Source organism: Bradyrhizobium sp. ORS 86 (assembly GCF_045571475.1).
Lineage (GTDB): Bacteria > Pseudomonadota > Alphaproteobacteria > Rhizobiales > Xanthobacteraceae > Bradyrhizobium.
This window is the reverse complement of the sequence record NZ_CP120699.1, coordinates 2,979,146-2,994,091: the sequence shown is the minus strand read 5'-3', so window position 1 is coordinate 2,994,091 and position 14,946 is coordinate 2,979,146. Positions and strand designations below refer to the sequence as shown.

Annotated in this window: 10 protein-coding genes and 1 riboswitch; of the genes, 7 read left to right on the top strand and 3 right to left on the bottom strand. The window is 63.5% G+C overall.

Features of this window, described 5'->3' with window-relative positions:
* Positions 1-211: 211 nt before the first annotated feature.
* From P6U25_RS13460 to P6U25_RS13450, 3 genes are all read left to right on the top strand, one after another.
* Entirely contained in the window at positions 212-2,629 is a 2,418-nt protein-coding gene (locus P6U25_RS13460; protein WP_407151652.1) for a phosphoketolase, read from the top strand.
* A gap of 28 nt (positions 2,630-2,657) precedes the next feature.
* Positions 2,658-3,848, top strand: a complete 1,191-nt coding sequence (locus tag P6U25_RS13455) for an acetate/propionate family kinase (RefSeq protein ID WP_407151651.1) — start codon at positions 2,658-2,660, stop codon at positions 3,846-3,848.
* A 114-nt stretch (positions 3,849-3,962) separates the two neighbouring features.
* Entirely contained in the window at positions 3,963-4,358 is a 396-nt protein-coding gene (locus P6U25_RS13450; RefSeq protein WP_407152508.1) for an NUDIX hydrolase, read from the top strand.
* Between the two features lie 46 nt (positions 4,359-4,404).
* Here P6U25_RS13450 and P6U25_RS13445 read toward each other — a convergent pair whose 3' ends face one another.
* The gene (locus P6U25_RS13445) at positions 4,405-5,388 is read right to left on the bottom strand and encodes a lytic transglycosylase domain-containing protein (protein ID WP_407151650.1); all 984 of its coding nucleotides are present in this window, start codon (positions 5,386-5,388) and stop codon (positions 4,405-4,407) included.
* A 188-nt stretch (positions 5,389-5,576) separates the two neighbouring features.
* Between P6U25_RS13445 and P6U25_RS13440 the strand changes: the two genes are divergently transcribed.
* Both P6U25_RS13440 and P6U25_RS13435 read left to right on the top strand, forming a co-directional pair.
* Positions 5,577-6,551 (top strand): L,D-transpeptidase family protein, encoded by a 975-nt coding sequence (locus P6U25_RS13440; RefSeq protein ID WP_407151649.1) that lies wholly within the window; start codon positions 5,577-5,579, stop codon positions 6,549-6,551.
* Positions 6,552-6,913: 362 nt separating this feature from the next.
* A riboswitch (Fluoride riboswitch) is annotated at positions 6,914-6,974 on the top strand.
* Positions 6,975-7,081: 107 nt separating this feature from the next.
* Positions 7,082-8,296 (top strand): cation:proton antiporter, encoded by a 1,215-nt coding sequence (locus P6U25_RS13435; protein ID WP_407151648.1) that lies wholly within the window; start codon positions 7,082-7,084, stop codon positions 8,294-8,296.
* A 251-nt stretch (positions 8,297-8,547) separates the two neighbouring features.
* On the opposite strand, the gene P6U25_RS13430 is transcribed toward P6U25_RS13435, so the two are convergent.
* Positions 8,548-8,904, bottom strand: a complete 357-nt coding sequence (locus P6U25_RS13430) for a hypothetical protein (RefSeq protein ID WP_407151647.1) — start codon at positions 8,902-8,904, stop codon at positions 8,548-8,550.
* Here P6U25_RS13430 and P6U25_RS13425 point away from each other — a divergent pair.
* Complete coding sequence (locus P6U25_RS13425; protein ID WP_407151646.1) at positions 8,885-11,611, top strand: autotransporter outer membrane beta-barrel domain-containing protein; 2,727 nt, start codon at positions 8,885-8,887, stop codon at positions 11,609-11,611. The genes P6U25_RS13430 and P6U25_RS13425 overlap by 20 nt on opposite strands.
* Positions 11,612-11,643: 32 nt before the next feature.
* Positions 11,644-12,972, top strand: coding sequence for a hypothetical protein (locus tag P6U25_RS13420; RefSeq protein ID WP_407151645.1), 1,329 nt, complete (start codon positions 11,644-11,646; stop codon positions 12,970-12,972).
* A 357-nt stretch (positions 12,973-13,329) separates the two neighbouring features.
* Here P6U25_RS13420 and P6U25_RS13415 read toward each other — a convergent pair whose 3' ends face one another.
* On the bottom strand, positions 13,330-14,529 hold the full coding sequence (locus P6U25_RS13415; protein WP_407151644.1) for a TrmJ/YjtD family RNA methyltransferase: 1,200 nt from the start codon (positions 14,527-14,529) through the stop codon (positions 13,330-13,332).
* Positions 14,530-14,946 lie beyond the last annotated feature (417 nt).

Sequence of the window (14,946 nt, the reverse complement as noted above, 5' to 3'; positions counted from 1 at the left end):
ACCCATCACCCGCGGCGAGTATAACAATCCCGTTCACGATTGTCGGCGTCGGGCGGCCCGCCACCTTGCTTGCGGGCCGGATGATCTGCCGCGGGGGTAGCGCCTTTGCCCCATCTCAACCTCTCGTCATATTTGCGTTCTAACGTCGCCGCCGATGGAACAGATCGACGGCTTGGGGGTCATTTGTTGGCATCATCCCGAGGAGATCGGCATGCAGGTGACGACGAACCCTGGCGAGCAAGCCCGCAGCGACGATCTGGAACTGCTCGACCGCTACTGGCGCGCCGCCAACTATCTCTCCGTCGGCCAGATCTATCTGCTCGATAATCCGCTGCTCAAGGAGCCGCTCAAGCCCGAACATATCAAGCCGCGGCTGCTCGGACATTGGGGTACCACGCCGGGCCTCAACTTCATCTACGCCCACCTCAACCGCGCGATCCGCGCGTCCGATCTCAACGTCATTTATATTTGCGGGCCCGGCCATGGCGGGCCCGGCATGGTCGCCAACACCTATCTCGAGGGCACCTACACCGAGATCTATCCGGAGGTGACGCGCGATGCGGACGGCCTGCGCAAGCTGTTCCGCCAGTTCTCCTTCCCCGGTGGCATTCCGAGCCACGCCGCGCCGGAGACGCCCGGCTCGATCCATGAGGGCGGCGAGCTCGGCTACGCCCTGGTGCATGCCTACGGCGCCGCCTTCGACAACCCCGACCTGATCGTGGCCTGCGTGGTCGGCGACGGCGAGGCGGAGACCGGCCCGCTGGCGGCCTCCTGGCATTCCAACAAGTTCCTCAACCCTCTGCATGACGGCGCGGTGCTGCCGATCCTGCACCTCAACGGCTACAAGATCGCCAACCCCACAGTGCTGGGGCGGATGAGCGACGAGGAGCTGCGCAGCCTCTTCACCGGCTATGGTTACGAGCCGCTGTTCGTCGAAGGCGATGATCCGCCTGCGATGCATCGGCTGATGGCCGACACGCTCGACAGCGCCCTCGCCGGCATCCGCTCAATCCAGCAGAGCGCGCGGCAGCGCGCGGGCTTCAAGCGGCCGAAATGGCCGATGATCGTGCTGCGCAGCCCGAAGGGCTGGACCGGGCCGAAAGAGGTCGATGGCCTGAAGGTCGAGGGATTCTGGCGCGCCCATCAGGTGCCGATATCGAACGCGCGCAGCAATCCCGATCATCTGAAGCTGCTGGAACAGTGGATGAAGGGCTACGAGCCGGACAAGCTGTTCGAGGCCGACGGCCGGCTGGTGTCGCAATTGCAGGCACTCGCGCCGACTGGCGACCGCCGCATGGGCGCCAATCCGCATGCCAATGGCGGCCTGCTCAAGCGCGAGCTCAAGCTGCCGGATTTCCGCAAGCATGCCGTCGAGGTGCCCCGCCCCGGCGGCGTCGTCGGCGAAGCCACGCGCGAGCTCGGCAAGCTCCTGCGCGAGGTGGTGAAGCTCAATGCGGATACGCGCAATTTCCGCATCATGGGCCCGGACGAGACGTCATCGAACCGGCTCGACGCGGTGTTCGAGGCGACCGACCGCATCTGGATGGAGGGGATCGAGCCCTACGACGTCCACCTCGCCCATGACGGGCGGGTGATGGAGGTGCTGAGCGAGCATCTCTGCCAGGGCTGGCTCGAAGGCTACCTGCTCACCGGACGGCACGGCTTCTTTTCTTGCTACGAGGCGTTCATCCACATCGTCGATTCGATGTTCAACCAGCATGCCAAATGGCTGAAGGTGTCGCGCGCGCTGGCCTGGCGCCGCCCGATCGCATCGCTGAACTATCTGCTGACGTCGCATGTCTGGCGCCAGGATCACAACGGCTTCAGCCACCAGGATCCCGGCTTCATCGATCTCGTCACCAATAAGAAAGCCGATATCGTCCGCGTCTATCTGCCACCCGATGCCAATACGCTGCTCTGGGTCGCCGATCACTGCCTGCGGACCTACGACCGCATCAACGTGATCGTCGCCGGCAAGCAGCCCTCCCCGCAATGGCTTCCGATGCGCGAAGCCATCACTCATTGCGAGGCCGGCATTGGCATCTGGAAATGGGCGGGCACCGAGCCGGCGGATGCCGAGCCCGACGTGGTGATGGCCTGCGCCGGCGACGTCCCGACACTGGAGACGCTCGCCGCCGTCGACCTGCTGCGCAAGGCGCTGCCGGACTTGAAGATCCGCGTCGTCAACGTGGTCGACCTGATGACGTTGCAGCCCAAGGAGCAGCATCCGCATGGCCTGCCCGACCGCGATTTCGACAGCCTGTTCACCCGCGACAAGCCGGTGATCTTCGCCTATCACGGCTATCCCTACCTGATCCACCGCCTGACCTACAACCGCACCAATCACGCGGGCATGCATGTGCGCGGCTTCGCGGAGGAAGGCACCACCACGACGCCGTTCGATATGGTGGTGTTGAACCAGCTCGATCGTTTCCATCTCGCCATCGAAGCGATCGAGCGCGTGCCGGGGCTCGATATCGCCGCCGCCCACGTCAAGCAGCAATTCCGCGACGCCCTGATCGAGCACTCCCGCTACGTGCGCGAGCATGGCGAGGACATGCCGCAGATCCGCGACTGGGTTTGGCCCTATCGTGCAACCGACACGACGGAGCCCAAATCCGGCGGCTGAAGGGCCACGAACGCGAGCGAGACCACCGATGTCCGACAGCGTCCTAGTGCTCAATGCCGGCTCCTCCAGCGTCAAGTTCGGCCTGTTTGACATCGGGCCGACGGAGCCGGCGCTTCAGTGCAAGGGCCTGCTCGATGAGCAGGAGCAGGTTCCGCGCGTCGTGGTGAGCGATGCGTCGGGCAAGACACTTTTTGAAAAGCGCCGTGCGAGCGGCGCTGCAAAGGACAACGATCTGTTCGCGGACATATTTGCCTGGATCGAGGACTACCTTGCGGGCGGCAGGCTCGCCGCGGTCGGCCATCGCATCGTCCATGGCGGGCGCGACTTTGCCGGCCCCGTCGTCATCACCGAGCAGACTCTCGCCGCACTGGACGCGTTGACGCCGCTCGCGCCGCTGCACCAGCCGCGCTGCCTGGCGCCAGTCCGCACCGTGCAATCGCTGCAACCGGAGGTGACGCAGATCGCCTGTTTCGACACGGCCTTCCATCACGGCCTGACGCCACCGGCAAGCCGCTTTGCGATTCCCCGGCAGTTTGAAGCGCGCGGCATCCGCCGCTACGGCTTCCACGGCCTGTCCTTCGAATATGTCGCGGGGCGCCTCGCCGCGATCGCGCCGCAATGGGCCGAGAAGCGCATCGTGGTGGCGCATCTCGGCAACGGCGCGAGCCTGTGCGCCCTGCACAGGGGCAAGAGCGTCGATACCACCATGGGCCTGACCCCGCTCGACGGTCTCGTGATGGGCACGCGCTGCGGCACGATCGACCCGGGCGTGCTGCTATATCTGCTGCAGCAAGAGAAGATGTCGGCCGACGAGGTGCAGCATTTGCTGTATGAAAAGTCCGGCCTGCTCGGCATATCCGGCATGTCGGCCGACATGCGCGCGCTGCTTGCGAGCCCGGAGGCCGCCGCACGCGAAGCCGTCGATCTCTTCACCTTCCGCGTCGCGGCCGAGGTCGCCGTGATGGCGACCACGCTCGCCGGGCTCGATGGCCTGGTGTTCACCGGCGGCATCGGCGAGCATGCCGTCGAGGTCAGGCAGCAGGTCTGCGAACGCCTGGCCTGGCTCGGCGTGCGCCTGGATGCCTCAGCGAACGGCAAGGGGCAGCAGCGCATCGCGGCAGCGGACAGCCGAGTCGACGTGCTCGTCATCCCGACCAGCGAGGAGACCAGCATGGCGCGGCACTGCGCGGCGCTGCTGCGTTCGCGAGTAAAGCCGTAAAATTCCGGTAGCGTCCGCGTTCGTCAACCGATAGTGGAACAACGCATCGTCGAACTTGTCTACATGAGTAGACAAGTTAAAGTGTCATCGATTCCTTTTAGATTTACTGCAGCAATGGCCAAGTCATCCAAGCTGGTAGCCGCGAAGCGCGGCAAGGTTCTTCTGGTCCGACGCCGATCCGACGGTTTGTGGATGTTCCCCGGCGGCCGCAGACGCGCTCGCGAATCCGGGAAGGATTGTCTCAAGCGCGAGATCAAGGAGGAGCTGCCAAAGCTCAAACTCGGCAGGCTCAGCCTCTGGAGGGAAGTTAAGGCAAGGAACAAGCGCTCTGGCCGCAAGATGAGCGACGCGATCTTCATCGCCAAGTACGCCAAGGGCAGGCTCGCCATTGGCGACAAGAAGGAGATCGACCGCGCAGTCTGGCAGAAGCCCCGGGGAGTCCGCCTGACGCCGACCTCACGCTATATCCGCGACCGCCTGTTTCCAAGGAAACGGCGGCGCCGGAGATAAGCCGCGGCATATTTAGAGCATGACACGTCGGTCGCTTACCGATCTGTCAGCTCGATGAACGCTCGCGTGAAGCCAGGCGAATGGCACGGCCTTTCGCGGACTTTGCCTTGGTGTGTGCAACCACGACGCGGCGGCCCTTGCCGAGCCGGGCAGCTTCCGGCGTTGCCTTCTTGAGCAGGATCGCGACCCGCTTGCGCACGCGGCTGGCCGCAAGTCTTGCCGCCAGTTCGGCCGACTCCGCCTTGCGGATGATCGTGGTCACGCCGGGCGCGGCCAGTGCCGAGACAAAGGCGACATCCTTCGCCTTGGACAAGCCGCCGACCCCTTCGCACGGCGCTTCGCGTGGCAGGTCGACGCGGATTGCAAGCCTGTCGGCATCCTCGATCCAGTCCTCCGCCTTGGTTCCGGTGATCATGCGGACATAGTCGCGGGTCTCGCGCGGTAAGTCGCTCTGCTTGGCGAGCCACTTCTGGATGCGGCCGGCGCCGGCGTTGTAGGCGGCAGCCGCAAGACCGAGATTGCCGAAATCGTCGCGCAGTTTGCGCAACAGCTTTGCGGATGCGGGCAACGCCTTGAACGGATCGAAGGGATCGTCGAGGCCGACTTCCGCGGCCGTCTCCGGCATGAACTGCGCAACGCCCTTCGCGCCCGCGTGGCTGACCTCGTTCGAGCGGAAGCGGCTCTCCTGCCAAATCAGACGCGCAAAGAACGCGACGGGAATCTCGCTCGCCTCGGCTGCTTGACTGAGGGCGTGACAGAACGCATCGATCGCGGAAGCCTGAGGCTTGAGCTCAGCTTGCTGCGGCTGACTCTCGGCGGGCCCTTCACTCTCGACCGTCGCACTCGGCTTCTCGCTGGCAGCCGCGCTCTCAATGAAGAGGGCCGCGAACGGGACGGCATCGGACACCGAATGTCTTGAGACAGGCGAGGCTTGAGTTGTTGGGGCGTCACTTGGGACGGGGTTTGGCGAACGTTCGAAATCGAACATCAAGGCGAGAAACGCGGCCAGCACCGCGACGATGAATCGCATTTGCTACGGAGGACCTCGATTGTGCTGTGAGCTGGGCGCAAATGCACTTCCGATAACGACTTTTTAACGGGTCGATTGGGGCGAAGCTGCGATCTTGCTTGTTCCATCGCAGGATCTCCGCGGTTACACGTGATGGAACTTCGAAGCTCTCCGTAGCTTTACGGAATGATCCACGCGTGGGATGCACGATGTTTCGGTCCCTTGCCGTTGTCCTCCTGCTCGTGTCGGCCGGGCCGACGGTTGCGGCACGGCTCGATGCCGCCGCCATCAATGACGCGGCAGCCCCGCCAGCAAAGCCGCCAAGCCGCGACCAGATCAACGCGTCCGTTGCCAAGCTCGAAATTCTGCTCGATCGCGCGCATTTTTCCCCTGGCGAGATCGACGGCAAGCTTGGCGAGAATGCACAGAAGGCGCTTGTGGCCTTCGCCGAGGCGAATGGATTGTCCTTCGACAAGGCGGTCACGACAGAGCTCTGGGACAAGCTTGCCGCTGTCAGCGATGGTCCTGCGATCGTCAACTACGAGATCGCCGAGGCGGACGTGAAAGGACCGTTCCTGAAGAAGCTGCCGGCAAAAATGGAGAACATGAAGAGCTTGCCGGCTCTGAACTATACCAGTCCGCGTGAAGCGCTCGCCGAGAAATTCCACATGAGCGAGGCATTGCTTCAGGCGATCAATCCCGGCAAGAAGTTCGACAAGGCCGGCGAAACCATTGCGGTCGCGAACGTTCTCCAAACCGGACATTCGACGCCGGTCGCACGTGTCGAGGTCGACAAGACGCGGCAGACGGTCAAGGCGTTCGACGCCAAGGGACAACTGCTCGCGTTCTATCCCGCGACGGTCGGCAGCGCGGAAAAGCCGACGCCGACCGGTACGCTGAAGGTGACGGCGATCAACAAGAATCCGATCTATCGCTACAACCCGAAATACCGCTTCAAGGGCGTCAAATCGAGGAAGCCCTTCACCATCAGGCCCGGTCCGAACAATCCGGTCGGCTCGATGTGGATCAATCTTTCTGCCGAGGGCTATGGCATTCACGGCACGGCCGATCCCGGCAGGATCAGCAAGGCGGCCTCGCATGGCTGCGTGCGATTGACCAATTGGGATGCGCATGCGTTGGCTGCCGTCGTCAAGCGCGGCACGCCCGTGACCTTCCTGGATTAGTTGTGCGTCACAAACGTCGATAACCCTCGTGGCAAGGAGGCAGAACGCGCGTCTCGGGACGATGCCTCGCCTCGCGATGACGGCCACGTGCGCACAACAACAACGCCGCCCGCTTGAAATACGTGCGAGCGGCGTTGGTTCTAGCCCCAGGAAGGTGATTGCAAAATCCCGGTATCTATAGGTCTACATACCCCCGCCCAAGGTTCATGTCCCAAATGGGCTATTCCTGGATATTGCGACGCGGGACTGTCAGGGCACCATCCCTGTCGGCTCTGCGGCACCGCGAAGCCGAAAAAGCGGCCGGGTTTCGGGAAGGTGCCCGGACGATCGGCCCTTGTGTTTGTCGCGGTCGCGCTTACTATCCGAATAACGGGGATGGAGTCCCCCAAAAACGCCGGACCGGCTGATGACTCCTGCGACGCTGCAACGCGAGCAGGAGGATCCATGCCCCACTCAGCACGTCCATTCTTTGCCCAGAGTTTCGCAACAAGACCGCAGAAGTCACGCGACGTCATCGCGCGGAGGCCGTCATGACGAGCATGTGGGCACTCGCGGCGCTGTGGCTCGGCTTGGCGTTGCTCGCCAGCCTGCTGTCGATTTGGCTGCGCATCTCCACCGCGCTGTCAGAAATTGTGGTCGGCACGATCGCGCAGCTTGTCATCGATGCGATGATTGGCTCATCAGTGCTTGGTACCGACGAATCCTGGATCAAGTTTCTCTCAGGCATCGGCGCGATCGTGCTGACGTTTCTCGCCGGAGCCGAACTCGACCCAACCATCTTCAGGCAAAAATGGCGGGAGGCGGCCGCAGTTGGCCTGGTGAGCTTCTTCGTTCCGTTCCTCGGTTGCGCGGCAGCGGCGCGCTATCTCCTTGGATGGGAGATCATGCCGAGCTGGCTCGCCGGCGTCGCAATGTCGACGACCTCGGTCGCCGTGGTCTATGCGGTCATGATCGAATTCGGCTTCAATACCACGGACTATGGCAAGACGGTGCTTGCCGCCTGCTTCGTGACCGACCTCGGCACCGTCGTCGCACTCGGTCTCATCTTTGCACCCTTTAGCTGGAAGACGCTGGTCTTTCTGGGAGTCGGCGCCGTTGTTTTCGCCATTCTGCCTTGGCTCACGCCGCGCTTCTTCCGTCTCTACGGTAATCGCCCCTCGGAGCTCGAAACCAAATTCCTGCTACTCTGTCTGTTCGGCATGGGGGCGCTCGCAACCTGGGCCGACAGCGAGGCGGTGCTGCCTGCCTATCTGATCGGCATGGTGCTGGCGGGCACGGTCGGGAAGGATCACGTGCTGGTGCGTCGGCTTCGCACGCTGACGTTTGGATTGCTGACGCCGTTCTACTTCATCCGCGCCGGATCGTTTGTCTCGCTCCCGGCGCTGGTGTCCGCACCGACGGCCTTCGTGTTCTTCCTGCTGGTGAAGATGTCCACCAAGATCGCCGGCGTCTTGCCTGTCACGAAATTGTTCGGCTCTCCGCGGAGGGAAGCGATGTACACAACGCTTCTGATGTCGACCGGGTTGACCTTCGGGACCATTTCGTCCCTTTATGGTCTCTCGCACGGGATCATCAACCAAAGCCAGTATTCGGCGCTGGTGGCCGCTGTGATCGGAAGCGCGGTGATCCCGACGATCATCGCGAACGCATTCTATCTTCCCTACCACTTGCTCCCTGACGTGCGCCTGAAGCAGGCGGCGATGCCGAGGCCCGCCAACACGCCAATTCCGGAGCAGGCTGAATAGTCGGAGCGCCCGAAGACGGCATGACCGCATCGCGAAGCGCGCCAGCGTCCGCCACTCGCTGCGACAATTCGACCCGACGGCGCGATCACAAATTCACTCAAGAGTGCATTGATATATGGAACACGCAAAACGCGAGTATCAGCTATGCGCGTTTTCCAGCCCTGCTCGCACACTTCTGACACGTTTTCGCTCCAAGGGTGTCAAACGAAAAACAACAACCATGATCCTGCGGGGCTGCGTATGCGGCGAACCTACGACAGAAGAAGAGTCATTTCGCTGTCATGTTCTCCATCATCAAAATCTTCGCTCACACGTCCTCGCAGCGCGACGACGCTGATATCCTTCTTGCTTGCGGCCATGAGCGTCAGCATGTCGGCGGCGCCGGCCGATGCAGCGTGTGTCACGGTCGGTATCGCAACGACGTGTAATGCAACTGCCCCCAATCCCTGGACGAGCACAATAGGCGCCGGTCCCGCTGCGCCGGCAGGCTCCAGCGTCGATGTGCAATCCGGCGCCAGGGTCGCCGTCGGGGATATGAACGCGATCAGCCTTGGCAACAGTGCGACTATCACTGTACGCAACAACGCTGTGGTCAGTGCGACCGCCATATCGGCCCCCGGCCAGTACGGCACAGGCGGCAACACGATCGAGTTCGGCAGCAACGGCACGTTGACTGTCGATCAAGGCGGTCAAGTCCTCGCGCTCGGTACGCAAGGCAGCGCCGAAGCCGTGAATTTTCACGGTACCGACAATACCGTCGTCAACAGCGGTACCATCAGCGCCGCCAACGGCGTCGCGATCTGGTCTCAGAACGTCACAGGCTTGAATACCGTCATCAATACCGAGACCGGACTCATTCAGGCCCCCGTCAACGCGATCGGAGGCTCCGGCAATGGCGCGCTCGATTTCACCAACCGAGGCACGGTGAACGGCAATCTCGTGCTCGCCGGCGGTAATGACACATTGCGGTTCACCACCGGCTCGGTCCTGAATGGCGATTTCAACGGCGGAGCCGGCAACGATACGATTTTCCTGAGCGGCAGCGGACAGGACTCGCTTCACGGCAACATGGCCGGGTTCGAAACCCTCATCAAGGAGGACCCGGGAACGTGGACGTTGACCGGCACCATCACCGGTGTGACGGCTTCCATCGTGCAGCAAGGCACCTTGATTCTGACCGGCAACAACTCGAATTACACCGGTTCAATCCTCGTCGATCCTGCCGGCACACTTCAGGCACGAGCCCAAAGCTTGCCGCCGACCGTAACCAACAACGGGCTCGTGCGCTTCGCGCAGACCGATGACGGGACCTACACGGGCTTGATTTCGGGAACAGGTGCCGTCGAAAAAACCGGGCCTGGCACATTGACGCTGGCGCCGACCAGCTCCGGTGGCAATTCCTACTCCGGCGGAACCCGATTGAACGAAGGCGTCGTCGCCGTCGGCGCCGACAATGCCCTGGGTGCCGCGACCGGCGGACTGACCTTCAACGGCGGAACCCTGCAATTCAATTCTGCCTTCGACCTCGCCGCGAGTCGTCCGATTGCCCTGAACGCGGGCGGCGGCACCCTCGACGTCCAGGGTTTCAACTCCACCATCACGCAAGGGACCACCGGCACCGGCGCGCTGACCAAGCTCGGCTCCGGCATGCTCGCCCTGAACGGCGACAATGCGCATAGCGGCGGCACGAATGTTGCGGTCGGCACGCTGATTGTCGGCGACGCCTCTCATCCTGGTGCTGCACTGTCAGGCGGCGGTCCGGTCGCGGTCGCCGCCGATGCAATGCTTGGAGGCTACGGAAGCGTGACGGGCACGGTGACCAACAACGGCACAATCGCGACAGCGAACGCCTTGCCTGGTCTCGCAGACGGGCCGAACGGCAACTTCACCATCAACGGCGAGCTCCGCAACAACGGCATTGCCAATCTCGCAGGCAGTGGCGTGGGCAATAGTTTGACCGTCGCCGGCAACTATATCGGCGGGAACGGCCAGCTACATCTCAACTCCGTTCTGGCTGCCGACGGCTCGCCGTCCGACCGGCTCGTGATCTCGGGCGGCACAGCGACAGGGACCACAGCAATCAGCGTGACCAACGTCGGCGGCGCAGGCGCGCAAACGCTCGCCGACGGCATCATGGTCGTGCAGGCGGTCAACGGCGGCACGACAGCAGCAAGCGCCTTCTCGCTTTCCGGGGGTGCGAGCGCCGGAGCTTATGAGTACTTCCTCTTCAAAGGTGGCGTGACGGCTGGAACCGGCGATAACTGGTATCTGCGCTCAAACGTGGTGGCCGGGCCGACTCCGGCACCGGGCTCACCGCCGCTGCCAGTCGTCGCTGCTGGTGCCGATCCCATTCCGCTCTACCGCCCCGAGGTGGCACTCTATTCGGCCGTGCCATCCATCGCGCGTCAAATGGGTTTGGCGATGCTCGGCACCTTTCACGAACGCCAGGGGGACCAAAGCCTCCTTGTCGGCGGCAACGGCGTGGTCTCTGCCGGCTGGGGCCGTGTGTTCGGTCAGGGGACCGAGCAAAGCTGGAGCGGCGCGGTATCTCCGGAGTTCGATGGCTACGTCGCCGGCGTGCAGACTGGCGTCGATTTATTTGCGAGGGAAGCGGCAAGCGGACATCGCGACCGTGCCGGGCTCTTCTTCGGCTACAGCCGCGCGGACGGTGACGTGCGTGGCTTTGCTGTCGGCCAGCGCGCGGCCGCGGTCGGCGATCTGATGCTCGACGGCTATAGCCTGGGCGGTTACTGGACACATATCGGTCCGAGTGGCTGGTACGTGGACGCCGTGCTGATGAACACCTGGATGGTCGGTGATCCGCGCTCCATTCGCAGTGTCGGCGCCGACACCGACGGCAATGTCGTCACGGCCTCGCTGGAGGGTGGATATCCGATCGCAATTGCTCCGCACCTGACCTTGGAGCCGCAGGCCCAGGCGATTTGGCAGCATGCGTCGCTGGACGCCACTCAGGACCGGTTCTCGACCGTCGCCTTCAACACCACCGACAGCTTTACCGGCCGCATCGGTGCACGCCTGCAAGGCGACGTGCAAACCGCAAGCGGCCTGTTGCAGCCCTATCTCAAGGCCAATCTCTGGTACGGCTCAGGTCCCACGGACAACGTCACATTCGCCAGCGTGGACGTCATCCCCACGCTGGGCCGCGCGACGACCTCGTTTGAAATCGGTGGCGGCGTTGCGGCCAGATTGACCCAGGCCGTCAGCCTTTACGGCAGCGCTGGCTACACCACGGAAATCGATGGCGACCGCAGTCGCACCATCCGGGGCAATCTCGGCCTGCGCGTAGCGTGGTGACGGATGCGCAGTGCGCCAAAGGAGGGACAAGTATGACCGCCCCCACCTTCAATGCGACCAACTTCGATCCGGTCGGCGACTCCTTCGAGCCGGGCGCCACCGTCCCGCTGCACTCCAGCGTGATCGGCGCGACCGCCAGCGACACCGCGACCGACGTCGTCATCGTGCAGAGCGTTTATCTCGGCGACGCGCTGATCGGGGCGCAGCAGGCCTATTACAACCAGAATATCGCGGGCGCCGGCGACACGCCGACCGATGTCCAGCGCGACTTCTCGCTACCGGCCAACGCGGAGCCCGGCCTCTATTCATTCTTCACCACCGTTCAAAACAGCGACTGGACCGCATGCGGCAACACCGCGAACTTCAACGCCTCCGGTTCTGGCGGCGCGTACTTCACTGTCGCCGCTTCGACCGTCGCGCCGGTGCCGCTCAAGCCCGCGGTCCCCGGCACCGACCCGTTGGTGACCGGCTTCGTGCCGGATGACGGCACCGTGTTCCAGACCGTGTTCCGTGACGACTTCAACGGGCCCTCGCTCGACCGCAACGCCTGGTGGACCCGGTATCACGACTATGGTGGCACCCTCGACCACTATGGCGACGAGTGTCAGCGCTACGACGACAACCATCAGATCGTGGACGGCTGCCTGCGCTTCACCGCGATCCCGCAGCAACCGATCGCGGAGGCGCACGTGCCCTCGCCGCCGCCGAACAACTACACCTATCCAATCATGTCGTCGCAGATGGTCCGCTCGCGCACGACCTTCAAGTTCGGCTACGTTGAGTGGAGGGTCCGCTGCCCGAAGGGACTCGGGATGTTCCCGGCGCTGTGGCTGTTGAAGGACGCCTTCATCGAAGGTCAGTGGCCCAACGAGATCGACGTGCTCGAGTCGGCCTATAACGGCGTGACCGAGAGCGGCAACATGATCCACACCTGCAATATCCACAACGACTATGTGGCGGACCCGTGCTGGTACTACCAGGACAAGTACCTCGACACCCAGTACGGCGGCGTGTGGAAGCCGTGGGACTATGTCGGCTCGGGGGATCCGAACGGCTTCATCAACGACGACTTCCACATCTACAGTCTGTATTGGGTCGACCATCAGCCCGATGGCAATCCCGGCATGATTACCTGCTACATCGACGGCAACCCGATCGGCTCCCGCGAGTTCAAGAACTTCAACCAGGACGGCTCCGATAGCGGCCCAATGTCCGTGATCATGAACCTCGCCTGCGGCGGCGGCTGGGCTTGCTACAACTTCACCACACCGATGGATCAGACCGGCCAGGTTATGGACATCGACTACGTGAAGGTGCTGCAGGACGCCAACAACATCCAGACGGATGTGTCGGCGATCTGATCAACGCCCGATCATTGAAGCAGATCGGCGCGCCTCCTCGGGCGGGCCTCTAGCGGGTGCGTCCAAGCCTGGGCGTTGATACGAGGCAAGTACCGCGACAAAGAGGTGCAGAGCTCGGACACATCACGTCGCGAGAAGGCAGATGTATGACTCGCACGTTGCAACAAATCTCGGTGTCGTCCCTGCGAAAGCAGGGACCCATAACCACCAATGTCGATTGTTGCGCGGCGCCGGAACGACGAATCCCAATCACAACGCAAGCCGCGGAGTATGGGTCCCTGCTTTCGCAGGGACGACGTGTCGAGAAAGCCGCGCCCCGAACTCATTCCTACCAGGCAGGCCGAATGCGGCGAAAGCTCACCGCCCCTGTCGAACACTTCCCTCCAGCCGCGCCAGCTCGCCGGCGAGATCGCGCTCGACATCGACGACCTGCATGTCGACGACACGGTAGTCGCGCGCCTCGAGCCAGGCGCGGCGCTTGGCGCGGTCGGCGGCGATCGCCTCGCTCTCATTCGGGTTGACCAGCTCGATCGCGGTCCGGTGCGCGAAGCAGACGAAATCGGGAATGTGGCGGCCGACCGGGGTCTGCCGCTTGAACTGACCGGCAAAGCGACGGTCCCGCGTCAATGCCTGCCACAAGATCCGCTCGGCGTCGGTCGGATTGCGGCGAAGCAGCCGCGCCAGGCCGCGGACGGTGCTGCTGTTGTCGGCGGTCGCGCCGCCCTGCCCCTGCTCGGCGAGCAGCGCGCGCAGCCGGGTCGCCTGTGCGCCGTCGAGCACACCGCCCTTGGCCGGGCCCTTGCGCCCCTCGGCGATCGCCATCACCACCCCGTGCAGCGTGTGCATGTCCTGCTTGGTCGGGTCCATCCGGGTGAAGATGTTGCGCAGGTTGACCAGCATGGTGTCGCGCTTCTCGGCCGGGCGCAGGAACTCGACCTTGTCGAGCTCGGCGACCAGATTGTCGAAGAACGCCTGGATCTGGTGCTGGGATGCCGGCTCGGACCGCTCCGGCATCGCGAACGGCAGCGCGCCCCCGGTCGAGAGCTTGAACCATTCATAGCCCATCAGCAGGACCGCCTGCGCCAGGTTGAGCGAGGCGAAACCCGGATTGACCGGGAATGTGATGATGCGGTTGGCGAGCGCGACCTCCTCGTTGGTGAGGCCCGACCGCTCGCGCCCGAACAGGATTCCCGCGCCGCCGCCATGGGCGACATGGCCGACGATCTCGCGCGCCGCGCCTTCCGGCCCGACCACCGGCTTGGCCTGATCGTGGGCACGCGCGGTGGTCGCGAACACGAGCGTGAGGTCGGCGATCGCCTGCTCGACGGTCTCGAACAGCTCGACGTTACCGATGATGTGGTCGGCGCCGGCGGCGGCGCGCTGGGCGGCGATGTTCGGCCAGCCGTCACGCGGCTTGACGAGACGAAGCCTGGTCAGTGCGAAGTTGCCCATCGCGCGCGCGGCCATGCCGATGTTCTCGCCGAGCTGCGGCTCGATCAGGATGACGACGGGACCGGCGAGGTCGTGCCCTGCCTTGGTCTTGTCGGTGCCGGACATCTCACTTCACCTTCTGATTCAACGTCTGAAGATTTTGAATCAGTTTCCGAACTGGCTGATTCAAGACCTTACGCCGAGGCCGCGGACCGGCTTCGCACCGCTTTCACCCAAGACCATTTTCTCCAGGGAGATAACAGGGTTAGCGGCGTTTGCGAATCCTCAATCGGAATTCCAGCGGCGCCGCCGCGGGCTACGCCCTACGCGCCCTTCGTCCTCGAACGGGCTATCAACCACAATCAAAGCGAAGCTGTAAAGCCGGGCTTGAGACACCACTTTAACGGCGTGGCGCGAGATCAGAAGCGAATCCGGGGGCAGATGGACGCCGGGCGCGCTGATCACCGGCTGGTCGTGACGTGATATGTCGTCGCGGGCACCGCCACGCAGGCAGCATTTTAGGCCAAAAGATGGGCTTAAACT